Source organism: Rhodanobacter sp. FW106-PBR-R2A-1-15 (assembly GCF_058789735.1).
In genome coordinates this window covers 52,421-74,185 of record NZ_JBYTEM010000017.1, presented here as the reverse complement: position 1 = coordinate 74,185, position 21,765 = coordinate 52,421, and the positions used below count along the sequence as shown (strand labels likewise).

19 protein-coding genes and 1 pseudogene are annotated in these 21,765 nt (G+C 68.8%); 11 read left to right on the top strand and 9 right to left on the bottom strand.

All coding sequences use genetic code 11. The features are described 5' to 3' along the window. The first annotated feature begins 174 nt into the window (after positions 1-174). The 6 genes from AC3WTD_RS10560 to AC3WTD_RS10535 all read left to right on the top strand — a co-directional run bounded on the left by AC3WTD_RS10560 (position 175) and on the right by AC3WTD_RS10535 (position 7,740). A complete protein-coding gene (locus AC3WTD_RS10560) occupies positions 175-1,098 on the top strand; it encodes an oxygenase MpaB family protein (protein WP_492613769.1) in 924 nt (307 codons plus the stop codon). A gap of 76 nt (positions 1,099-1,174) precedes the next feature. After that, positions 1,175-3,049, top strand: coding sequence for a 3'-5' exonuclease (locus tag AC3WTD_RS10555; protein ID WP_492613768.1), 1,875 nt, complete (start codon positions 1,175-1,177; stop codon positions 3,047-3,049). A 254-nt stretch (positions 3,050-3,303) separates the two neighbouring features. Then, on the top strand, positions 3,304-5,466 hold the full coding sequence (locus tag AC3WTD_RS10550; RefSeq protein WP_492613767.1) for a TonB-dependent siderophore receptor: 2,163 nt from the start codon (positions 3,304-3,306) through the stop codon (positions 5,464-5,466). A 4-nt stretch (positions 5,467-5,470) separates the two neighbouring features. After that, positions 5,471-5,770, top strand: a complete 300-nt coding sequence (locus AC3WTD_RS10545; protein WP_027493550.1) for a hypothetical protein — start codon at positions 5,471-5,473, stop codon at positions 5,768-5,770. Between the two features lie 127 nt (positions 5,771-5,897). After that, a complete protein-coding gene (locus AC3WTD_RS10540; protein ID WP_492613766.1) occupies positions 5,898-6,161 on the top strand; it encodes a hypothetical protein in 264 nt (87 codons plus the stop codon). Between the two features lie 10 nt (positions 6,162-6,171). Further along, complete coding sequence (locus AC3WTD_RS10535; protein ID WP_492613765.1) at positions 6,172-7,740, top strand: PepSY-associated TM helix domain-containing protein; 1,569 nt, start codon at positions 6,172-6,174, stop codon at positions 7,738-7,740. 157 nt (positions 7,741-7,897) lie between these two features. Here AC3WTD_RS10535 and nadD read toward each other — a convergent pair whose 3' ends face one another. The 8 genes from nadD to AC3WTD_RS10495 all read right to left on the bottom strand — a co-directional run bounded on the left by nadD (position 7,898) and on the right by AC3WTD_RS10495 (position 16,695). Next, the gene (gene nadD, locus AC3WTD_RS10530) at positions 7,898-8,554 is read right to left on the bottom strand and encodes a nicotinate-nucleotide adenylyltransferase (RefSeq protein ID WP_027493547.1); all 657 of its coding nucleotides are present in this window, start codon (positions 8,552-8,554) and stop codon (positions 7,898-7,900) included. A gap of 57 nt (positions 8,555-8,611) precedes the next feature. Further along, positions 8,612-9,622: a DNA polymerase III subunit delta gene (gene holA / locus AC3WTD_RS10525; RefSeq protein WP_492613764.1), complete on the bottom strand. Its 1,011-nt coding sequence runs from the start codon at positions 9,620-9,622 to the stop codon at positions 8,612-8,614. Next, positions 9,622-10,170, bottom strand: a complete 549-nt coding sequence (locus AC3WTD_RS10520) for an LPS-assembly lipoprotein LptE (protein ID WP_492613763.1) — start codon at positions 10,168-10,170, stop codon at positions 9,622-9,624. Before AC3WTD_RS10520 ends, holA begins: the two co-directional genes overlap by 1 nt. Before the next feature lie 5 nt (positions 10,171-10,175). Further along, positions 10,176-13,019 (bottom strand): leucine--tRNA ligase, encoded by a 2,844-nt coding sequence (gene leuS, locus AC3WTD_RS10515; RefSeq protein WP_492613762.1) that lies wholly within the window; start codon positions 13,017-13,019, stop codon positions 10,176-10,178. Positions 13,020-13,111: 92 nt separating this feature from the next. Next, entirely contained in the window at positions 13,112-13,738 is a 627-nt protein-coding gene (locus AC3WTD_RS10510; protein WP_492613761.1) for a PqiC family protein, read from the bottom strand. Beyond that, on the bottom strand, positions 13,735-15,435 hold the full coding sequence (locus AC3WTD_RS10505) for a PqiB family protein (protein ID WP_492613760.1): 1,701 nt from the start codon (positions 15,433-15,435) through the stop codon (positions 13,735-13,737). The genes AC3WTD_RS10510 and AC3WTD_RS10505 overlap by 4 nt, the downstream gene beginning before the upstream one ends. Beyond that, positions 15,428-16,081, bottom strand: a complete 654-nt coding sequence (locus AC3WTD_RS10500; RefSeq protein WP_492613759.1) for a paraquat-inducible protein A — start codon at positions 16,079-16,081, stop codon at positions 15,428-15,430. Before AC3WTD_RS10500 ends, AC3WTD_RS10505 begins: the two co-directional genes overlap by 8 nt. Continuing rightward, complete coding sequence (locus tag AC3WTD_RS10495; RefSeq protein ID WP_492613758.1) at positions 16,078-16,695, bottom strand: paraquat-inducible protein A; 618 nt, start codon at positions 16,693-16,695, stop codon at positions 16,078-16,080. The genes AC3WTD_RS10500 and AC3WTD_RS10495 overlap by 4 nt, the downstream gene beginning before the upstream one ends. A 123-nt stretch (positions 16,696-16,818) precedes the next feature. Here AC3WTD_RS10495 and trxA point away from each other — a divergent pair, with 123 nt between their 5' ends. Beyond that, complete coding sequence (trxA, locus tag AC3WTD_RS10490; RefSeq protein WP_492613757.1) at positions 16,819-17,685, top strand: thioredoxin; 867 nt, start codon at positions 16,819-16,821, stop codon at positions 17,683-17,685. A gap of 331 nt (positions 17,686-18,016) precedes the next feature. Further along, complete coding sequence (locus AC3WTD_RS10485) at positions 18,017-18,469, top strand: DUF4442 domain-containing protein (protein WP_492613756.1); 453 nt, start codon at positions 18,017-18,019, stop codon at positions 18,467-18,469. 65 nt (positions 18,470-18,534) lie between these two features. Here AC3WTD_RS10485 and AC3WTD_RS10480 read toward each other — a convergent pair whose 3' ends face one another. Continuing rightward, a complete protein-coding gene (locus AC3WTD_RS10480) occupies positions 18,535-19,140 on the bottom strand; it encodes a hypothetical protein (protein ID WP_492613755.1) in 606 nt (201 codons plus the stop codon). A 389-nt stretch (positions 19,141-19,529) separates the two neighbouring features. On the opposite strand from AC3WTD_RS10480, the gene AC3WTD_RS10475 reads away from it, so the two are divergent. The 3 genes and pseudogenes from AC3WTD_RS10475 to AC3WTD_RS10465 all read left to right on the top strand — a co-directional run. Next, positions 19,530-20,591 (top strand): tellurite resistance/C4-dicarboxylate transporter family protein, encoded by a 1,062-nt coding sequence (locus tag AC3WTD_RS10475; protein WP_492613754.1) that lies wholly within the window; start codon positions 19,530-19,532, stop codon positions 20,589-20,591. A gap of 245 nt (positions 20,592-20,836) precedes the next feature. Next, positions 20,837-21,493 carry a DUF502 domain-containing protein gene (locus tag AC3WTD_RS10470; RefSeq protein ID WP_027493565.1) on the top strand — a complete coding sequence of 219 codons (657 nt, stop codon included), beginning with the start codon at positions 20,837-20,839 and terminating at the stop codon, positions 21,491-21,493. A 75-nt stretch (positions 21,494-21,568) separates the two neighbouring features. Beyond that, positions 21,569-21,757, top strand: a pseudogene (locus AC3WTD_RS10465) (peptidase M14); the annotation flags it as partial. Between the last annotated feature and the right edge of the window lie 8 nt (positions 21,758-21,765).

Here is a 21,765-nt window from a genome sequence, read left to right as displayed (position 1 = left end):
TCGGTGTGGTTCTTTCGATCAGTTCAAAACGATCGCGTCCGCGCCGCCGCCATTGGCTTCGGGTAGCCGTAAAACCAGAAATACAGGCGGGTGGTGACGGAGGACATGACGACATTGATAACACAATGGACGTCCAAATCAAACTCCCCGCCGGCAGAAGGCTAGACTGGCGGCATGCCATTGCCCCTCGACCTGCTGACCCGACCCGCCCGCGAACCGATCCGCCGCTGGGTGCTCAAGACCTTTCCCCGCGCCGAAAATGGAGGCCCCGACTACGACCACCCGCACGGTGACCCCGGCCTGTTCGGGCCGCACAGCGCGACCTGGCGTGTGCATGCGGACTTCCCCGGCATGCTCGCCGGCGGCCTCGCCGCGCTGACCCTGCAGGCGCTGCACCCGCTGGCGCTGGCCGGGGTATGGGACCACTCCAATTTCCGCGGCGATCTGCTCGGCCGGCTGCGCCGCACCACCGCATTCGTCGGTGGCACCACCTATGCGCCGCGCGCCCAGGCCGAGGCGCTGATCGAGCACGTGCGGCAGATCCATGACCACATCGTGGGGCATGGCGAGGACGGGCGCCCCTACCGCGCCAACGATCCCGAGCTGCTGACCTGGGTGCACGTCAGCGAGGCGTACTGCTTCCTACAGGGCTACCGCCGCTACAGCCATGCGGCACTGCCGGAAGACGCGGCCGACCGCTACTACGACGAGGTGCGACGGATCGCCGAGGCGCTGGGCGCCCACGGCGTGCCGGCCAGCGAACACGAGGTGGCGGATTATTTCCGGCGCATCCGCCCCGAGCTGGCCTTCACTGAACGCTCCCGCGTCGTGCTCGATCTGCTGGCGCGGGTGCGCCTGCCGGTGCCGGCGGCCGGGCTGTCGCGCGACCTGTTCCTGTACGCCGGCCACGCGCTGCTGCCGAACTGGGCGCTCACGCTGCTGCGCCACACGCCGTGGCAACGCCGCCAGGCGCAACTGGCGGCGCATGCGCTGTGGTCGGTGGCGCCGGTGTTCCATGCTGCGCTGAAGGACGGCATCGCCAGCCGCGCCTGCCGACGCATGGACAGGGCGCCGGAACAGTTGCGGCACTGGAGGTAACGCCGCGCCGTCCAGCGGCATTGACAGCGTCGTCCCATCGGCTAACGTCGTGCGACAGCGTCAGTCGAGGATTTCCGTGGCGACCCTCATTCCGACCCGCAACAGCTGCCTGCCGCGGATGACCGGCGGCGAGAAACGCGTTTCCGAGCGGCTGGAACAGAAGCTCGAGGACGACTACCTGCTGTGGTACGACGTGCCGGTCGGCGTGAAGCAGCGCCATCCAGACTTCGTGGTGTTCCACCCGCGCCGCGGCCTGCTGGTGCTGGAGGTGAAGGACTGGAAGGCCGACACCCTCCGCCACGCCGACAGCACCCAGTTCACCCTGGTCACCGAACGCGGCCTGGTGAAGGAGAACAACCCGCTGCTGCAGGCGCGCGCGTACGCGCTGGAGATCGGCGTGGTGCTGGAACGCGACCCGGCGCTGCGCCACCCGGAAGGCTCGCGTTATGCCGGCAAGCTGATCATGCCGTGGGGCTGGGGCGTGGTGCTGGCCAACATCACCCGCAAGCAATTCGATGAGGGGGCGCTGGGCGAGGTGCTGCCCGAGCATCTGGTGATCTGCCGCGATGAATTGTACGAGACGGTTGACGCCGAGGCGTTCCAGCAGCGGCTGTGGGCAATGTTCCCGCAGGTGTATCCGGTGGCGCTGACCCTGCCGCAGATCGACCGCGTGCGCTGGCACCTGTTCCCCGAATTGCGGGTGGAAGCCGGCAGTGGCCAGTTCGGCCTGTTCGGCCCCACCGACGCGGCGGTGCGGCCGCTTGAGATCCCCGACCTGGTCAAGGTGATGGACTCGCAGCAGGAGCAGCTGGCGCGCTCGATCGGCGACGAGCACCGGATCATCCACGGCGTGGCCGGCTCCGGCAAGACGATGATCCTGGGCTTCCGCGCAATGCAGCTGGCGCGCGGGATGGACAAGCCGATCCTGGTGCTCTGCTACAACAAGACGCTGGCCGCGCGGCTGGAACAATTGATCGGCGAGCGCGGCCTCGGCGAGAAGGTGCAGGTCTACAACTTCCACAAGTGGTGCCGCAAGATGCTGGTGGCCTACCACGAGCCACTGCCGCCCGGCAGCGGCAAGGCCTTCGCCGACGCGCTGCCGCCGGCGGTGATCGCCGGCGTGGACCGCGGCCAGATTCCGCGCGCCCAGTACGGCGCCGTGCTGGTCGACGAAGGCCACGACTTCGAGCCGGACTGGTACAAGCTGATCGTGCAGATGCTCGACCCGGCGACCAACTCGCTGCTGGTGCTGTACGACGACGCGCAGAACATCTACGGCAACCCGAACCGCCGCAGGATCAGCTGGAAAAGCCTCGGCGTGCAGGCGCAGGGCCGCACCACCATCCTCAAGCTCAACTACCGCAACACGCTGGAAATCCTCTCCGTCGCGCGCGCCTTCGCGCAGGACCTGCTCGCCTCGCGCCTCGACGAGGCCGATGGCGACGGCGTGCCGCTGATCGCCCCGGAAAGCGCCGGCCGACGCGGCGCCGTGCCCGAACTGGTGCGCACCGACACCGCCCGCGCGCAGATGGACGTGCTGATCGCGCGGCTGCGCGACGAACACGCGCATGGCCGTCCGTATTCCGAGATGGCGGTGATCTACCGCAACCAGTGGGAAGGCGAAAAGCTGCACGAGGTGCTGCGCGGGCTGGACATCCCCAGCCGGCTCGCCGACAACACCGGCAAGCAGACCCTGTTCGTAGTGGAGGACAGCGTCAAGCTGGTCACCATGCATTCCAGCAAGGGCCTGGAATTCCCACTCGTGATCATCCCCGGCATCGGCGGCCTGCCCAAGGAAGGCCAGGGCGAGAACGACGAAGCGCGTCTGCTCTACGTGGCCATGACCCGCGCCACCGAACACCTGCTGCTGATCCATCACCTGGACTCGGTGTTCTCCCGGCGCATCCGCGATTCGATCAACGACGTGACGGCACAACTGGCCGGCCACTGAGTGCCGCCCTTCCGCGACACCGTGCCGCACCGTAGGCGCGGTTGTCGTGCTGCGAGACAATCTTTACAATAAGAATCATTCTCACCTGATCGGTAGCGGTGGGCGGCGCCCAGGCCCGCCTGCGTCCGGTATCGACCGGTGCAGATAAGAAAAGCCATCGCGCGACAACCGGCCAGGCGAGTCGCCTCCGATCACCACCGGCCGCACGCGCGAAACACCAGCCTATCCACGCAGATCCGTCCACAAGGTTCCCCATGCCACTGCCGATCGCATCCTCCGTCGCTGCGCCGTTGCCGCGCGCCATTCGCCAGGCCCTGACCAGCCTGCCCCTGCTCGCTGCGCTGGCGTTGCTGGCGGCGCCGACGTACGCCGCCGACACCGCTGCCGCCGACGACGCACAACGCAAGGCGACCACGCTCGAAGGCGTGCAGGTCACCGCGCCGATCGCCAAGGACAGCGATTCGGTGACCAAGACCGATACGCCGATCGTGGAGATCCCGCAGTCGGTTTCGGTGATCACCGACGAGCAGATGCGCGTGCGCGGCATCCACGGCATCGAGGAAGCGGTGTGGTACACCGCCGGCGCGCAGGGCGGCGGCTACGGCCCCGATTCGCGCAGCGACTGGCTGCTGGTGCGCGGCTTCGCCCCGGCACGCTACATGGACGGGCTGGCCCTGCCGGCCGGCTCGGGCACCGAGCTCACCCGCATCGAGCCTTACGGGCTGGAGCGGCTGGAAGTATTGAAGGGCCCCTCGTCGGTGGTCTACGGCGCGATGCCGCCAGGCGGCATGATCAACATGGTCAGCAAGCGCCCAACCGAACAGCCGCTGCATGAAGTGGGTGTCGAGCTCGGCAGTTTCGACCTGCGCCAGGGCACATTCGATTTCGGCGGCCCGCTGAACGATTCGGGCACGTTGCTGTACCGGCTCACCGGGCTGGCGCGCAACAGCGACACCATGGTCGACCACATCAAGGACGACCGCTACTACCTCGCCCCGGCGCTGACCTGGAAGCCCGACAACAGCACCTCGCTGACCGTGTTGTCGCGCTTCCAGAAGGCCGATACCGCCTCCGGCGGCGGCTTCCTGCCGGCGTCGGGCACCCTGCTATCGAACCCGAACGGCAAGATCCCGCGCCACCGCTTCACCGGCGAGCCGGGCCAGAACGACTACAACAAGAAGATCGCCTCGATCGGCTACGAATTCCACCACGATTTCGCCAGCGGCCTGGCGTTCAACCAGAACCTGCGCTACGGCAAGGCCGACGTCGACAACAACGGCGCCAACGTGGGCGCGTTCGGCCTGCTCGCCGACCAGCGCACCCTGCTGCGCTATCTGTTCCCGAACGAGAACCACACCAAAACCTTCGGCGTCGACAACAACCTGCAGTACACCTTCGGCAGCGGCAACGTGCAGCACGTGGTGCTGGCCGGCATCGACTACCGTCGTTCAAAGGACGACTACGCCTCTGCCTTCGCTTTCAACGCGCCGCCGCTGGACATCTTCGATCCGGTCTACGGCAGCCCGGTGACCGTCCCGGCCTACACCAGCCACACCGTCCAGACGCAGTCGCAGCTGGGCGTGTACCTGCAGGATCAGGTCAAGCTTGGTCGCTGGGGCATCACCATCGGCGGTCGCCAGGACCGCGTGAAGACCGACACCGACAACCGGCTCGGCGGCAGCACCGCGCACCAGACCGACCATGCGTTCTCCGGCCGCATCGGCGTCAACTATCTGTTCGACAACGGACTGGCGCCGTACGTCTCCTGGTCGCATTCGTTCCAGCCCACCGTGGGCACCGACTTCGCCGGCAAGGCGTTCGAACCGACCACCGGCAACCAGTACGAAGCCGGCCTGAAATACCAGCCGGCCGGCGGCAACGGCCTGCTCACCCTGTCCACCTATCAGATCACCCAGAAGAACTCGCTGACGATCGACCCGAACCACACCCTGTACCAGGTGCAGCAGGGCGAAACGCGCCTGCGCGGCGTGGAACTGGAAGGCCGCTGGAACATCGGCACGAACTTCACCGTCTACGGCGACTACACCTACAGCAACTCGAAGGTCACCCGCAGCAACGACCGGCCCTCGCTGGGCAAGCAGATCGCCTTGCTGCCGAAGCAGCAGGCTTCGCTGGGCGCCGACTACACCATCGTCGGCGGCCCGCTGGCCGGGCTCGGCTTCGGCGGCGGCGTGCGCTACGTGGGCAGCCACTACGGCGACATCTACAACGACTGGAAGACGCCGTCGTACACCCTGCTCGATGCCGCTGTGCACTACGACACGGGCAACTGGCGCTTCCAGCTGAATGTCACGAACCTCACCGACAAGGACTACGTCTCCGTCTGCAACAGCGCCTACTGGTGCTACTACGGCTACGAGCGCACGGTCACCGCCAGCGCGCGTTACCGCTGGTAAGCGCGTGGCTTTCTGGCTGAGCATGGCAGCCGTCGCGATGGCCGCATTGTCCGCCGTTGCGCTGTACGCCGCGTCACCGCATTGCATGTGGAACGCGCTGCGCGGCAGGCCGCGTGTCGCGCGCAACCTCGGCATCGTGCTGGCCATGCTGTCGTTGCTGATCTGGATCGACGTACTCGGCGCCGCCGTCGGATTGTGCGCGATGCTGGCCAGCTGGATGCTGGCGCTGGCCGTGCAGCCGTACCTGGCCTGGTGCGCCGGCACGCCGGACGCCCACGTCACCGCTACGGAGCAGGAGCGATGAACAGACTCCACGCCTCTTGTCGTAGGAACCCGCTGGCGGGCGATGCTCTTCGCTTCGGAAATCCAGGGCAAGGGCATCGCCCGCCAGCGGGTTCCTACGGAAGCGTCGATCTGCCGGAGTCACGCTGATGTGGGCACGCGCCAGCGCCGGCATCGTGCCCGGCTTCTTCCTTGCCGCCGCGCTGGTCGGCCTGGTCAGCTGGCTGCTGCCCGGTGCGTGGGAATCCACCATGGTGGCCGGTCTGTTGGCGTTCTTTCCGCTGTGGATCGGCGTGTTCTGCGTCGCGTTCCGCTTCTCCAGCGGCGCTCGCGCGTGGGCCGGGCTGAGCGCGCTGGCGTTGTCCGCGCTGGGCCTGCTGTGGCTGTTGCAGCGGTCCGGCTGGGTCCGTTGAGATCGTCCGCATGAAGCTGAAACCCGCCACCCTGCGCACCTTCACCACGCTGCACTCATGGATGGGCATGGTTGCCGGCTTCGCGCTGTTCGTGGCGTTCTACGCCGGGGCGATCACGGTGTTCCATCGTGGCCTGCAGCAGTGGTCGACGCCGCAGGCCGTCGACGCCGCCCCGGCCACGCTCGACGACGCGCAGCGCCTGCTCGACGGTGTGCTGGCGCGCCACCCGCAAGCGCGCGAACACCTGGGCATGACTTTCCCCGGCTACGAACTGGCGCAGCCCACCGCGTACTGGCTGGACGCGCACGGCACCTGGCAATTCGCCACGCCGGATCACCTGGCCGGCAGCCCGACACCACCGGGCGCCAGCCTGCCCGAACTCATCAACGAACTGCACTACACCTTGGGGCTTCCTCTCGTCGGTACCTGGCTGATGGGACTGGTCAGCCTGCTGTACGGCGTCGCCCTGGTGTCCGGCTTCGTGATCCACCTGCCGCGACTGGCCAAGGACCTGTTCGCGCTGCGCCCCGGGCGCAACCTCAAGCGCTTCTGGCAGGACGCGCACAACGTGATCGGCGTGCTAAGCCTGCCGTTCCACATCATGTTCGCGGTTACCGGCGCACTGCTGTGCCTGCTGTTCGTGCTGATGCTGGCGCTGAACCCGCTGATCTACGACGGCAAGCTGATGGCCGTGTCGCCCGCGGCCATGGACACCGCGCCGATCGTGCAGAAAGCCGATATCGCCAGGCCCCTGTCGCCACTGGCGAGCTGGCATGCGCGTTCGATCGAAGTCGCGCGCGAACACGGCGTCGCTGATTTCGAGCCGGGTTACCTCAAGCTGGCGCATGCCGGCGATGCGCATGCGGTGGTCGAGGTCACCGGCCGTTCGTCGCATGGACTGGGCAGCGGCGCGGTGGCGCTCGCTGCCGTCGACGGCAGCATGCTCGCCACCCAGTTGCCCGGCGCGCGCGACGCCAACCACGCCACCCTGGCCGCAGTGTACGCGCTGCATTTCGGCGACTACGGCAATGTCGTCGTGCAGTGGCTGTACTTCCTGCTCGGGCTGGGCGGCGCGTTCCTGTTCTACTCGGGCAACCTGCTGTGGATCGAGTCGCGGCGCAAGCGGCGGCAAACGGAACAGGGCCGCACCTCGCTGGCGATGGCCCGCGCCACCGTGGGCATCTGCATCGGCGTGTGCGTGGCCGTCTCGGCCGCCTTCGTGGCAGCACAGCTGCTGCCGCGGCTGGGCTGGAACTCGGCAACGGGCGAACGCTGGGTCTGCTTCGCCAGCTGGGCGCTGTGCGTGCTGTGGGCGTCGTGGCGCGCACCGCTGCGCGCCGCGCGGGAACTGCTGTGGCTGGCCGCGATCGTCACCGCGCTGGTGCCGTTGGCGCATGGCCTCGCCACCGGCTGGTGGTTCTGGCGCAGCGCCGCGGTCGGGCATGGCGCGCTGCTGGCCATCGACCTTGGCGCACTGGCGCTGGCTGCCGGGTTTGCCGCACTGGCACGCGCCACCTCCCGGCGTGGCCGCGACGGGGCGACGAACAGCGTGTGGGCCATTTCCGCCCCTCAGCCGTAGGAGCCCGCTGGCAGGCGATGCTTTGGGGCCGGGATTCGGGATTGGTGATTCGGGATTAGCGAAAGCAGAGCATCGCCCGCGAGCGCGCTCCTTGTACGTTGGTCATCAAGGGCGACAAGCGTAAGGTCGTCCCTGCTTTCGGGGAAGACGCGGGCTCCTACACGGCAGGGGTGCGATAGGGCGCCAACAGGGCGGGATCGTCGAACAGCCCCGCCGGCAGCAGGTAGCGCGGGTCACGCCCGGCGGCGAGCAGTTCGCGGACGCGCGTGGCGGAGATTTCCAGCGGCGTCACCGCCAGCTCGATGAGCTTGCCCGCCGGCAACGCCCGCAACGCGGAAGCGTCGGCGACGCGCCGGTCGGCCACTTCGCGCTCCAGCTCGTCCGGCAGTACCGCGGAAACCCCGGGCCGGCTCAGCACGCCGAGATGCGCCGCGCCGAACAGCTCGTGCCAGCGATGCCACGTGGCAAGGCCGGCAAACGCGTCCGCGCCGAGCAGCAGCACCAGCGGGCGTTCGCCCTGCTCCGCGCGCAGTTCGTGCAAGGTGTCGATGGTGAACGATGGCCCGCTGCGATCCAGCTCGCGGGTGTCGAGCGTGAGCCGCGACTGGCCGCGCAAGGCGGCGCACAGGATCGCCACCCGCTGCGCTGCCGTAGCGATCGGTGGCGCGCGGTGCGGCGGCACGCTGGCCGGCAGCAGGCGCACCTCGGCATCGAGCAGTTCGGCGGCTTCCCATGCCACGCTGAGGTGGCCGAGATGCACCGGGTCAAAGGTGCCGCCGAAGATGGCGAGTGGTTTGTTTGCGGTGTGTGGCAAGAGTTTTACCCCTCCCCAGCCCTCCCCTGCTGCGCAGGGGAGGGCGCGATCAGGCGATCAGGCGAGCGCGCGGGTGGCGCGCGGTTCGGCAATGGCGGCGATCAGCCGTTCGGCTTCCTGCCACGGGTTGCCCTGTTCGCGGCCCTTGACCATGCGGTCGATGCGCGCGGCGCGGGCCAGGCATTGCAGCCAGTGCTCGCGCGGCGCATGGCGCAGGGCCTGGCGGAACTGCTGCGCGCGGCTGTCCCACAGGTGCTCGGCCTTGGCCTGCGCGGCGAAGTCCGGTGCATTGGCCAGGCGCAGCGCCAGCTGCAGTTGGTTGACCAGCCAGCCCATCAGCGCCAGCAGTTCGTCGCCCTCGGAACGCAGCCCGGCAAGGATGCGCAGCGCACGCGCGCCGTCGCCGGCAAAGGCGGCATCGGTCAGCTTGAACACGTCGTAGCGGGCGCTGTCGGCGACCAGGTTCTCCATCTCGGCGGCATCGACGCGACCCTCGCCGTGCAGCACGGCGAGCTTGTCGACCTCCTGCGCCGCGGCCAGCAGGTTGCCTTCGACGCGCTCGGCCAGCAGCGCCACCGCGTCGGGCGTGGCGGTGAGTCCGCGCGAGGCGAGCCGCGCGCCGAGCCACGCCCCCCACTGGTCCGGTCGCGGCGAGTTGAACACCACCATCGCACCGCTGGCGTCGAGCTTCTTGCTCCAGGCACCGTCGTGCTTGTTGCTCCACTCCATCGCGGTGATCAGCAAGGTGACGTCCGGCGGCGGATCGGCGCAGAACGCGCCGATCGCCTTGGCGCCGTCGATGCCGGGGCGGCCGGTGGGCAGGCGCAGGTCGAGCAGCCGGCGGGTGGCGAACAGCGACATGCCGGCCGCCGCACGGGCCAGGTCGTTCCAATCGAAATGCTGGCCGACCTCGAGCACTTCACGCTCGCTGTAGCCCAGCTTGCGCGCCTGCGCGCGCAGCGCATCGGCGGCTTCCAGCACCAGCAGTTGCTCGCCGGCGAGCAGGTAGACCGGCTGCAGGCTGTCCGCCGCCAGCGCCTTCTGCCATTGGCCGGGACTGAGCGGCATCAGTGCGTGCTGGCGGCGCTTGCCGGTGCGGCCAGCTCATGTTTGCCGGCGGCCTGCAGGCGGAACAGGATCGCCTGCACCATGTCGTCGTTGAGGCTGCGCTGGATCTCCTCCACCTGCGATGTATTGCCGACGGTGTTGCTGGCGTCGTAGCTGTAGTTGCGCGACATGTCGATGCGCTGCCGCGGCACCAGTTCCTGCCCGGCGCCATCGAATACGTCGAACTGCACCTGGTAGTGCACCGCGTATTCGGTGATGCGCACGTAGCCGCCGGCGCTCAGCGTCTCGGTGCTGAAAGCCGCCACCGGCACGCGCAGTTCGGCAATGCCGGGGCCGCCGGCATCCTCGATGGTGGCGCCGGAGGTCTGCAGCGCGCGGGCCAGGTGGCGCTCGAACTCGCCGCCGCCGTTGACGGCAAGGTGCACCCGCTGCATCCGGGACGGCAGGGTGGCGTTCTCGCGCAGGTGGAAGCCGCAGCCGCCCAGTACGAGCGTTGCGGCCAGCAGCAGCGAGACCTGGAACAGGCGGTGCGCCTTCATGAAGCTCATGGGTTTCATCCTGCGACGATGTTGACGATCTTGCCGGGTACCACGATGACCTTGCGCACCGTCACGCCTTCCAGGAAGTGCGCCACCTGCGGCTGTGCGCGGGCCAGCGCTTCGGCCTCGTCCTTCGAGGCATTGGCGGCGACCTCGATGGTAGCGCGCAACTTGCCGTTGACCTGCACCGCCAGGGTCAGCGTGTCGCGCACCAGCGCGGCGGCGTCGACCTGCGGCCACGGCTGATCCTCCAGCACGGTCTCGGCGTGGCCCAGCACCTGCCACAACGCGTGGCTGACGTGCGGCACGACGGGGTTGAGCAGCAGCACCATCGCCTCCAGCGCCTCGTGGCGCACGGCGCGGCCCTGCTCGCTCTGGTCGTTGAACCGGCCCAGCGCGTTCAAGAGTTCCATCAGCGCGGCGATCGCGGTGTTGAACGCGTGCCGGCGGCCGAAGTCGTCGCTGACCTTCTGGATCGTCTCGTGCAGCTGGCGGCGCAGCGCCTTCTGGCCCGCGTCCAGTGCGGCGGGGTCGATGACGCCTGCGGCGTCACCCCTTTCGCCTGCGGCACCTTCCCCTGCCTGCAGGGGAAGGGAAGCGGGGTGGGCTGCGGCCACGGCTTTGTGATCGGGTCCCGCCGCGTGCGTAGTCACCTCGCGCCACAGCCGCTTGAGGAAGCGCGCCATGCCCTCGACGCCGGCCTCGCTCCATTCCAGCGACTGCTCCGGCGGCGCGGCGAACATCGAGAACAGCCGCACGGTGTCGGCGCCGTACCTGTCCACCATGGTCTGCGGGTCGATGCCGTTGTTCTTCGACTTCGACATCTTCTCGGTGCCGCCGATGTGCACGCTCTGGCCGTCGGCCTTCAGCACCGCGCCGACCACGCGTCCCTTGTCGTCGCGCAGCACCTCGACCGCGGCCGGATTGATCCAGTCCTTCGAGCCGTCGGCGTGGTCGCGGTAGAACGTCTCGGCGATCACCATGCCCTGGCACAAGAGGTTCCGCGCCGGTTCGTCCGAGTGCACCATGCCCGCGTCGCGCAGCAGCTTGTGATAGAAGCGGAAGTACAGCAGGTGCATGATCGCGTGTTCGATGCCGCCGATGTACTGGTCGACCGGCAGCCAGTAGTTCGCGCGTTCGTCGATCTGCGCATTCGCGCCGGGGCTGGTGTAGCGCGCGTAGTACCAGCTCGACTCCATGAAGGTGTCGAAGGTGTCGGTCTCGCGCTCGGCCGGGCCACCGCACTGCGGGCAGGTGGTCTTGCGCCACTCGGGGTCGGCCTTGATCGGCGACTGCACGCCGCTGAACGCCACGTCCTCGGGCAGCACCACCGGCAGCTGATCTTCCGGCACCGGAACCGCGCCGCAGGCGGAACAGTAGATCACCGGGATCGGGCAGCCCCAGTAGCGCTGGCGGCTGACGCCCCAGTCACGCAGACGCCAGTTGACCCGGCGCCGTCCCTTGCCATCGGCCTCGAGCACGCCGGCGATGTAGTCGAAGGCGGCGCGGTAGTCCTTGCCGTCCATCGCCCCGGAGTTCACCACCACCATGCCGGGGTGTGCCTTGTCCGAATACCAGTCGTGCCAGACATCCGGGTCGTAGCCACTCCCCTCTCCCACCGGGAGAGTGGCCGGGGGTGAGGGTTCGGCGTTGCCGCGCGCTCCGCCCGTACCCGCATCCGCCCCATCCTTGATCAAGGATGGGGCACCTTCTCCCAAAGGGGGAAGGGATGGCTGCAGGGCGATCACCTGCCTGATCGGCAGGCCGTACTTGTGCGCGAACGCGAAGTCGCGCTCGTCGTGGCCGGGCACCGCCATCACCGCGCCGGTGCCGTAGCCCATCAGCACGAAGTTGGCCACCCACACCGGCACGCGCTCGCCGCTGAGCGGGTGGATCGCGTACAGGCCGGTGGCCATGCCGCGCTTGTCCTGGGTTTCCAGTTCCGCCTCGGAGACGCCGCCGTGCTTCAGCTCGTCAAGGAACGCGGCCAGCTGCGGGTTGCCGTGCGCCGCCTTGTGCGCCAGCGGATGCTCGCCGGCGATGGAGACGAAGGTGACGCCCATCAGGGTGTCGGGGCGGGTGGTGAACACGGTCAGCGGCGCGGCCTCGCCTTCCACCGCGAAGTGGATCTCCAGACCCTCGCTGCGGCCCAGCCAGTTGCGCTGCATGGTCTTCACCGCGTCGGGCCAGCCCGGCAGCGTGTCCAGGCCGTCCAGCAGCTCCTGCGCGTAGTCGGTGATCTTCAGGAACCACTGCGGGATCTCGCGCTTCTCGACCACCGCGCCGGAGCGCCAGCCGCGGCCGTCGACCACCTGCTCGTTGGCCAGCACGGTGTGGTCGACCGGGTCCCAGTTCACCACCGCGTTCTTGCGGTACGCCAGGCCCTTCTTCAGCAGCCGGGTGAACATCAGCTGTTCCCAGCGGTAGTACTCCGGGCGGCAGGTGGCGAACTCGCGGCTCCAGTCGATCGCGTAGCCCAGCGACTTCAGCTGGCTGCGCATGTGCTCGATGTTGGCGTAGGTCCACTTCGCCGGTGCGGTGGCGTTCTTGATCGCGGCGTTCTCCGCCGGCAGGCCGAACGCGTCCCAGCCCATCGGCTGCAGCACGTTCTTGCCCTGCATGCGCTGGTAGCGGCTGATCACGTCGCCGATGGTGTAGTTGCGCACGTGGCCCATGTGCAGCGCGCCGGACGGGTACGGCAGCATGGAGAGGCAGTAGAACTTCGGCCGCGACGCGTCCTCCTTCACCGCGTAGGCGCGCTGCGCGTTCCAGTAGCGCTGCGCGGCGGCTTCCACCGCCTGCGGGCGATAGGCGGCTTCATCCTGGTCGGGGGTGGTCGGGGTTTGAATGTCCTGCATGGTTCCGTTGCCGTGGTGCGGGCCGGCGCGGGCCGGCGGAGTGAACTGGTCAGACTAGCCCAGCGCAGGCCGGGCGCCAAGCTGGCGGGCCTTCAGCCGCTCGGGCAGACCGCGGCCCGACCGCCGCCAAGCGCACGCGCCACGCCGGCGATCTGCGCCGCCAGCCGGGCGATCGCGCGCTGGTGGCCCTGCACCAACGCGGCGTAGCCCGGGCCCACCGTCTCGCTGACCCGGCTGGTGCAGGCCAGCGTGGCGGGCCGCTCGCCATGCAGCAGGCGCACGCTCCAGGCGGCCTCGACCAGGGCGTAGCTGCCGGGCGCGGAATCGAACCGGCGCAGGTCCAGCTTGATCCGCAGCAGCGGCCTGTCGTTGCCGGGCAGACCGCTGACGTCCGTGCTGTGCAGCTCGCGCGCCAGGTCGGCGGACAGCGCGCTGCGCACCTCGTCGCCGAGCGGGGCGATCCAGCGTTCGCCGGCGAGCAGGGCCACGCCCTGCCCACCCTCGCGCACCACCAGTTGCGGCTGGTCGACCTGCGCCGGCACGCCGACCGGCAGCAGTTCGAACGGCAGCGCTGGCGCGGCCGCCACCGGCGCTACCAGGCTGCCGGCGGACTCGTCCGCCGGCGCAACGAGCGTGTAGTAGTGCAACGGCGCCGAGGCGCAGGCCGCCAGCAGCAGGGCCGCCGCCACGCCCGGCAGATATCTTGCGCTACGCATCATGGCTTGCTCCCTTGCGCCGGCGGCAGCGCCGCGGGCGTGGTGACGGGTTTCGGCTCGGCCGGTTTCGGATCTGCCCGACGGCCGCGGACCAGCGCCTCCGGATGGCCGCCCAGGTAATCGGTCAGCACGCGCAGCGAGCGCGCCATGCGCTGCAGCTGCTCCAGCGTGGCGCCCAGGTTCTGCTGCAGCGGCGAGTCGCCGGCCAGCGTCTCGTTCGCCGTGCCCATGGTCCGCTGCACGCCGTGCAGGGTGTCGCTGAGCGCTGGCAAGGTCTGGCCGTTGACCTGCTTCAGCGTACGGTTGAGCCCCACCAGGGTCTGGTCCAGGTTCTGCCCGATGCTGTCGAACGGCACCTTGTCGAGCTTGTCGACGATCCCGGCCATCTGCTCCTGCAGCTTGTCGAAGCTGCCCGTCACGGTCGGGATGGTCAGCGGTTTTGCGGCCGGGTCGAACGCCACCTTCGGCGTCTTCGGGATGAAATCCAGCGCCACATACAGCTGGCCGGTGAGCAGGTTGCCGGTACGCGCCTGCGCGCGCAGGCCGTGTTCGACCAGGTGGCCCATCAGCTGCGACAGGTCGGGGTTCTCCCCATGCGCCTTGGCCAGCGCCTCCAGCTTGTCGTAGGCGGCGCCCAGGCGCTGCGGATAGACCACCGCGCCGACCAGCACCGGGAAGCGCTGCGTCTTCTCGTCGTAGTCCAGCCGCACCGACGCCACCTTGCCGATGTTGATGCCGAGGAACTCCACCGGCGCATCCACCGCCAGCCCGCGCACCGACTGCTCGAAGCGCATGCGGATGTAGTGCGGCGCACCGTCCGGCGGCGCCATCGCGGTAGCCTGGTCGCCGAACAGCGTGTAGGTGCTGTCCTCCGGCGCCGGCGTGCTGTCGTGCGGCCCGGGCGGGTCCTGGAACGCCACGCCGCCGGCCAGCACGGTGGCCAGTGATTGCGTGTTGAGCTTCAGCCCGTTCGCGCCGATCGACACGTCCACGCCGCTGGCGTTCCAGAAGCGCGCAGAACGGGTGACGAACTTGTCGTTCGGGCCGTCGACGAAGATGTGCAGCAAGACGCCCTTGCCGTCCTTGTCCAGCTCGTAGGACGCCACCCGGCCCACCTGGATACGCCGGTAGTACACCGGCGAGCCGATGTCGAGCGAACCGAGATCGTCGCTGTGCAGGGTGAAGCTGCGCCCTGGCGCACCGTGGTTCACCGACGGCGGCAGCTCCAGCCCCTTGAAGTCGTCCTCGTACTCTGTCGAATCGCCCACGTCGGCGCCGATGAACGCGCCCGACAGCAGGGTGTCGATGCCGGACACGCCGCCCAGCCCGATCCGCGGGCGCACCACCCAGAACCGGGTGTCCCGGGTGGCGAAGCCCTCGGCGCTCTTCTCCAGCGCCACGTTGACCAGCACATGGCTGCGGTCGCCGCTCAGGCGGATCTTGTTGACCCGCCCGATCACCACGTTCTTGTACTTCACCGGGGTCTTGCCGGCATCCAGACCCTCGGCGCTCTGGAAGCTGATGGTGATCTGCGGGCCGGCCTGCAGCCAGTTGTTGATCACCAGCGACAGGCCGACCAGCGCCGCCAGCGCCGGCACCAGCCAGATCAGCGAGGCATTGACGCGGCGCCGCCTCACCACCGGTTGCGGCAGCTCGCCGTCACCCGGCGGGACCCGTTCGATGGAGTTGTCGTCAGTCATCGGTATCCTTGCCATCCCAGATCAGGCGGGGGTCGAAACTCATCGAGGCCAGCATGGTCAGCACCACGGTCAAGCCGAAGAAGATCACACCGGGCAGCGGCTCCACCAGGCTCAGCACGCTGAAACGCACCAGCGCCGTCAGCAAAGCCACCACGAACACATCCAGCATCGACCAGTAGCCGATCAGCTCGACCAGCCGATAGAGTTTTGCACGTTGCACCCGCGCCCAGCCGCTGCCGCGCCAGCTGCTCACCAGCAAGGTGCCCAGCGCGAGGAACTTCAGCATCGGCACCACGATGCTGGCGGTGAACACGATGATCGCCAGGTCCGGCGAGCCCTTCACCCACAGCTCCACCACGCCGCTGATGATGGTGTTGTCGTCGATGTCGTTGAGGCTGGCGGTGCGCATGATCGGCAGCACGTTCGCCGGGATGTACATGATGAACGCGGCGATCAGCAGCGCCCAGGTGCGCGCATAGCTTTGCGGCTTGCGCCGGCGCAGGGTACTGCCGCAGCGCGGGCAGGCCATCGCGTCGCCCACGCTGTCGCCGTCCAGCCGCGGGTCGCCGGGCACGGCGCGGCACACCTGCCCGCACACCGCGCAGGCGATCAGGCCCAGCTCGGCGGCGCGCGGCAGTGCGCTCACGCGGCACGCTCCGGCACGTCGTCCCACAGCTGGCGCAGGTCCACCCCGGCGAGAATGGTGATCAGCAGGGTCAGCGCCGCGTAGGCGTAAATGCCCGGGTCGGGTATCACGTCGAAATAGGCGTGCGCCTTGACGATCGCCACCAGCGCGCCCAGCACGAACACCTCGCTCATCGTCCACGGTCCGAGGTAGTGCAGCGCCACCATCAGCCGCACGAAGCCCGGCGCACGGCGCCCGGCCCGGGCGAACCACAGCAGCCAGCCCAGCATGGCCATCTTCATCAGCGGGAAGAAGAACAGCGTGGCGGCCACCAGCACCGAGACCACCTGGGCCTGCTCGCGCCACATCGCGATGATCACGCCCCACAGCGTGGTGCCGCTGAGCTGGCCGCTGAGGCCCAGCGTCACGATCGGCCACATGTTCGCCTGCACGAACACGATCAGCGCGGTGAGGATCAGCGCCAGCAGCGCATTCACGCCCAGCCCGTGGTGGCGCTCCAGCTCCGCCTGGCAGCGCGCGCAGGTTGCCACCTCGCCGCGCCCCAGCGGGCGCCGGCGGTAGACCGTGTCGCAGTGCTCGCAGATCAACAGCGTGGTTGGCGATGCCGTGCCCATGCACCCGATGCCTTGTTGCGACGTGACGATCGGGTGATTCTCGCAAATCTATCGTGAACGCGCCGCTTGATATGCTCGGTGGCGCCCCGATCTGAACCGGCACCTGCCGAGCTGGAGTTTCCCGTGACCGATGCCGCCACTGTTTCCCATGTCTTCGACGTGGACCAGCAGACCTTCGAAGCCGACGTGCTGCAGGCCTCGCTGACCACGCCGGTGCTGGTGGACTTCTGGGCCAGCTGGTGCGGGCCGTGCAAGACACTCGGCCCGATGCTGGAAAAACTCGCCGCCGAATACAATGGCGCGTTCCGGCTGGGCAAGGTCGACGTGGACGCGCAGAAGGAACTGGCCGGCATGTTCGGCATCCGCAGCATTCCCACCGTGGTGCTGGTGAAGGACGGTCAGGTGCTCGACGGCTTCACCGGCGCGCTGCCCGAAGGCCAGCTGCGCGAATTCCTGTCGCGCCACGTGCAACCGCTGGAGGCGTCCGCGCCCGCCGCCGAAGAAGTGGCCGTGTCGGAAACACCCGAGCAGGCGATCAACCGGCTGCAGCAGGCGATCGCCGGCGAGCCAAACCGGCCCGAACTGAAACTCGACCTGGCGCTGGCGCTGATGCACGCCGGCAACGTCGCCGCCGCCGCGGTCGAGCTGGCCGCGCTGCCGGCCAACCTCGCCACCGACGCCCGCGCCGTGCGCCTGCGCAGCGAACTGGAACTGGCCCACGCGGCGCGGGACGCGCCGGGCATCGCCGAACTGCAGCAGCGCGTGCAAACCGACCCCGCCGACTGGGCCGCCCGCGACCAGCTCGGCGTGCAGCTGCTGCTGCAAGGCGACACCGAAGCCGGCCTGGAACAATTCCTCGCCATCCTGCAGCAAGCCCGCGACTGGAACGACGGCCAGGCGAAGAAACGCCTGCTCGCCGCCTTCGCCACGCTCGACGACGCCGAGTTGGTCAGCCGCTACCGGCGGCGGATGGCCTCGCTGTTGTTCTGAAGCCGTTCTCCAGAACACGGCGTGACGTAGGGCGGGCACTGCCCGCCGGCTCCTGCTTTCCAGCAATACAAAAAGCGGCGGACGGTGTCCGCCCTACGGAAAAGCACAGTCCGCAGGTTGGGGTGAGCGCAGCGAACCCCGACAAATCCGTTGTGCCAGTGGCTGTTCTGCTCCCCGTACTCCGGAACGTGGCGTAAGGCGGGCACTGCCGCCGGCTCCTGCTTTCCAGCAACACGAAAAGCGGCGGACGGTGTCCGCCCTACGGAAAAGCGCAGTCCGTACTGCAACGTACGTTCGGGTAAGATTTCCGTTTCCGCCCCGACGAGCCCCCATGCGCGCCTCCACCCTCCGCCGCCTGCTCAACCTGTGGCCGCCCTACCTGTTCAGCGGCATTCGCGTGCTGTCGCTCAGTGACGACTACACCGAGGCCAAGGTGGCGCTGCGGCTGCGCCCGTGGAACCGCAACTACGTGAAGAGCCAGTTCGGCGGCAGTCTGTTCGCCATGGTCGACCCGTTCTGGATGCTGCTGGCGATGCACCGGCTCGGCAGCGATTACTACGTGTGGGACAAGGCCGGCGCGATCGACTTCGTGGCGCCGGGCTACGAGGACGTCTACGCGCACTTCAAACTCGAGGCCAGCGTGGTCGACGAACTGCGCGCCGCCGCGGCCAGCGGCGACAAGGTGCTGCGCTGGTTCGAGACCGAGGTGACCACCGCTTCAGGCGAGGTTATCGCCCGCGTGCGCAAACAGCTCTACGTGCGGCTGAAGCCGCGGGCGCGCTGAGCGCCAGCTTCGCGCCCGCCGCGCACGGCGCGGGGGCGCGAAGCTGACGCGCGTGGCTGCCGGTATCAGCCCACGACCCGCCCGTTGTGCTTCTTGCGGTAGATGCCGCGGCTGTTGCGGTTGTCGACGCGCTGGATGTGGCGTTGCTCGTGCGGCCCCACCTGGCCGTCGCGGGCGGCACGCTGCTCGACCTGCGCGGCGTGCGCCTGACGCCCTTCCAGCTGAGCGGTCTCGTACGCGGTCAGCGCGCCGGACTGCACACCGTGCTCGATGCGCGCCTGCTGGTGCACGTCGCGCGCAACGTCGCGCTGCAGGCGCTCGGACGAGCGCGACTGCGGGTTGCCGCTGACGCCGTTGTGCCGCTCGGCGCGGATGGCCTGGCTCTGGCGGTCCTGCGCCGCCGCGAGGCGCGCCTGCTCGCCCGCATTCAGACTGCCGTCGCGCAGCGCGTGCGCCTGCAGGCGATCCACCTGCGCCTGGCCCCGCTCCAGCCGTGCCGCCTCGGCCGTGCTCAGCTGGCCGGACTTCAACCCCTGTTCGATGCGCTGCTGCTGATTGACGTCACGCTGGGTGCCATCGGCCGTGCTCTGCGCCGCGGCCGTCACCGCGCCGCCCAGGCCGATGCCGACGACGGCCGCGGCCACCAGCCACCTGCTGTGCAAGCTGTTCATGCTGTTCCCTCCTTCGCGCCGCCACCATGGCGGGTTGAGGGCAGCAAACGACGTGACCACACATGCGGATGACGCTCGCCGCCAACACGGATTCAGCCGGCGGTTATCCGGCACTCTCGCGCTCGAAGCGGGCGATCTCGTCGAGTGCGGTTTCAGCCCTGCGCATCACGCCGCCGACGAAGTTGTCTTCCACTGGCGAGAGGTAGCCCTGTCCCTCCCCCTGCTTGCAGGGGGAGGCTAGGAGGGGGGGGGTAGCTCCGTGCAAGCAAGAGCACCCCACCCCAGCCCTCCCCTGCCAGCAGGGGAGGGAGCAAGGCAATGATCCCCTTGACCCCTCCCCCACACGAGCCATCCGCATAATCCCCGCAACGAGCCTGCGGACTCCGCCCATGACCCTGGCCGACACCCTGCTGCAACGCGCCCGGCATCTCGCCCCGGGCAGCTTCGCGCTGGTGATGGCCACCGGCATCGTCTCCATCGACACCAGTCAGCACGGCCTGCCGTGGGTGGCGCGGGCGTTGTTCGCATTCAACCTGCTCGCCTTCGCCTGGCTGCTCGCGCTGAGCCTGCTGCGCCTGGCGCGGTTCCGCCGCGAGCTGGTGACCGACTTCACCCACCCCGGCCGCGGCGCCGGCTTCCTCACCTTCGCCGCCGCCAGCTGCGTGCTGGGCAGCCAGTGCCTGCTGGTGGTGCATTGGCCGTGGGCGGCGCGCGCGCTGGCGGTGCTCGGCGCGCTGGCATGGGCGCTGCTGACCTACCTGTTCCTCGCCGCCGCGATCACCGCGCGAATCAAGCCCGGTTTCACCCGCAGCATCCACGGCGGCTGGCTGGTGGCGGTGGTGGCCACCCAGGCGCTGGCCACGCTGCTGACCCTGCTCGCCGCCGACCGGCCTGCGGCGCACACCGGCATGCTGTTCGGCGCACTGTGCCTGTACCTGCTCGGCGCCGCGCTGTACCTGCTGATCATCACGCTGGTGGTGTACCGCATGCTGTTCTTTCCACTGCGCGCACGTGAGTTCACTCCGCCGTACTGGATCGACATGGGCGCACTGGCCATCACCACCCTCGCCGGCAGCCTGTTCGTGCTGCATGCGCCGGCGGTCGGGCCGCTGCGCGAACTGGTGCCGTTCGTGAAAGGCTTCACCTTGTTTTTCTGGGCCACCGCGACGTGGTGGATCCCGCTACTGGTGCTGCTGGAAATCTGGCGCCACGGCCGGCGCCACGTGCCGCTGCGCTACGAAACCGACGACTGGGACATCGTGTTCCCGATCGGCATGTACACCGTAGGCACCTATGCGTTGGCGCAGGCGCTGCAACTGGACTTCCTGCGCGTGATTCCGGCCGTCGGCGTCTATGTCAGCCTACTGGTGTGGGTGCTGGTGGCTGGCGGGGCGTTGCTGCGCGGGTATCGCGGTTTTCGCGTCGATGGGCGGCGGCGTCTGCCGCGGTGACGTTGCGCGCATCTTCACCTTGTAGGCGACTTCAGGCGCGATGCTTTTGGCTGTTTCGGCGTATGGGGAGAAGAGCTGCCAGAGCAAGAGCATCGCCCGCGAGCGGGCTCCTACCAGGAGCGGAGCTGCGGGGCGTGGATCAGGACGCTGGCGCGGAAAGGGCTGCGCGCTCGCGAAAGCCGGCAAGACCATCGCACCGCCGGCCTCGCCTACAATGCCGGGAATCGCCACCCACGGACCACCCCATGCCCCGCCTGCGCGTCAAACGCTACTTGATCACCGGCCTGCTCACCTTCCTCCCGCTGTGGGTGACCTGGCTGGTGTTCAAGTTCGTGCTGGGGCTGCTGGCCGGCATCGGCGCGCCGCTGGTGGCCGCGCTGCTGAACGGGCTGGCGCTGGTGGCGCCGCATGCGGCCGAGTCGCTGAAGATGGAGTGGCTGACCTTCATCGTCGCCCTGCTGCTGACGCTGGTGGCGTTGTACCTGCTCGGTTTCGTGGCGAACCGGGTGATCGGCCAGCGTTTCCTCGACGCGTTCGATTCCCTGCTTGCGCGCATCCCCCTGGTGCAGACGATCTACGGCGGCACCAAGAAACTGATGGCGGTGCTGCAGAACAAGCCCTCGGGCGTGCAGCGTGTGGTGCTGGTGGATTTTCCGCGCCAGGGCATGAAGGTGGTGGGCTTTGTCACCCGGGTGATGGTGGAGGAAGGCAGCGGCCGCGAGATGGCGGCGGTGTACATCCCCACCACGCCGAACCCCACCGGCGGCTATCTGGAAGTGGTGCCGCTGGACGAACTCACGCCGACCGACTGGACCATGGACCAGGCGATGGCTTTCATCATCTCCGGCGGTGCGGTGGCGCCGGATACGTTGCCCGCTTCGCCGCGCCTGTCTGCCGACTAACGTGTAGGAGTGCGCTCGCGCGCGATGCTTTTTCGGGGCCTCCGGCAAAGGGCATCGCGCGCCAGCGCGCTCCTACAGCTGCACGACGCCCCTGCCTTCGCCGCCGACAGCCGCGCCCGGCTGATGTACTTCTTCGAGCGCTCGCCGTGGTACGCCGCGCAAGCCGTGGGCGCCTACCCGGTGCTGCGTCTGGACGCCGCCCAGCTGCGGCAGCTGCCGGCACCGCAGCACTCGCCCGCCGGCCGCCGCAACCCTGACCTTTGACACTGTGC

What these genes read in the sequence shown, in the direction of transcription:
- AC3WTD_RS10560 (WP_492613769.1), top strand. Translation starts at nt 175, where the DNA reads ATGCCATTGCCCCTCGACCTGCTGACCCGACCCGCCCGCGAACCGATC.
- AC3WTD_RS10550 (WP_492613767.1), top strand. Translation starts at nt 3,304, where the DNA reads ATGCCACTGCCGATCGCATCCTCCGTCGCTGCGCCGTTGCCGCGCGCC.
- AC3WTD_RS10540 (WP_492613766.1), top strand. Translation starts at nt 5,898, where the DNA reads ATGTGGGCACGCGCCAGCGCCGGCATCGTGCCCGGCTTCTTCCTTGCC.
- AC3WTD_RS10535 (WP_492613765.1), top strand. Translation starts at nt 6,172, where the DNA reads ATGAAGCTGAAACCCGCCACCCTGCGCACCTTCACCACGCTGCACTCA.
- holA (WP_492613764.1), bottom strand. Translation starts at nt 9,622, where the DNA reads ATGCCGCTCAGTCCCGGCCAATGGCAGAAGGCGCTGGCGGCGGACAGC.
- AC3WTD_RS10520 (WP_492613763.1), bottom strand. Translation starts at nt 10,170, where the DNA reads ATGAGCTTCATGAAGGCGCACCGCCTGTTCCAGGTCTCGCTGCTGCTG.
- leuS (WP_492613762.1), bottom strand. Translation starts at nt 13,019, where the DNA reads ATGCAGGACATTCAAACCCCGACCACCCCCGACCAGGATGAAGCCGCC.
- AC3WTD_RS10510 (WP_492613761.1), bottom strand. Translation starts at nt 13,738, where the DNA reads ATGATGCGTAGCGCAAGATATCTGCCGGGCGTGGCGGCGGCCCTGCTG.
- AC3WTD_RS10505 (WP_492613760.1), bottom strand. Translation starts at nt 15,435, where the DNA reads ATGACTGACGACAACTCCATCGAACGGGTCCCGCCGGGTGACGGCGAG.
- AC3WTD_RS10495 (WP_492613758.1), bottom strand. Translation starts at nt 16,695, where the DNA reads ATGGGCACGGCATCGCCAACCACGCTGTTGATCTGCGAGCACTGCGAC.
- AC3WTD_RS10485 (WP_492613756.1), top strand. Translation starts at nt 18,017, where the DNA reads ATGCGCGCCTCCACCCTCCGCCGCCTGCTCAACCTGTGGCCGCCCTAC.
- AC3WTD_RS10480 (WP_492613755.1), bottom strand. Translation starts at nt 19,140, where the DNA reads ATGAACAGCTTGCACAGCAGGTGGCTGGTGGCCGCGGCCGTCGTCGGC.
- AC3WTD_RS10475 (WP_492613754.1), top strand. Translation starts at nt 19,530, where the DNA reads ATGACCCTGGCCGACACCCTGCTGCAACGCGCCCGGCATCTCGCCCCG.
- AC3WTD_RS10470 (WP_027493565.1), top strand. Translation starts at nt 20,837, where the DNA reads ATGCCCCGCCTGCGCGTCAAACGCTACTTGATCACCGGCCTGCTCACC.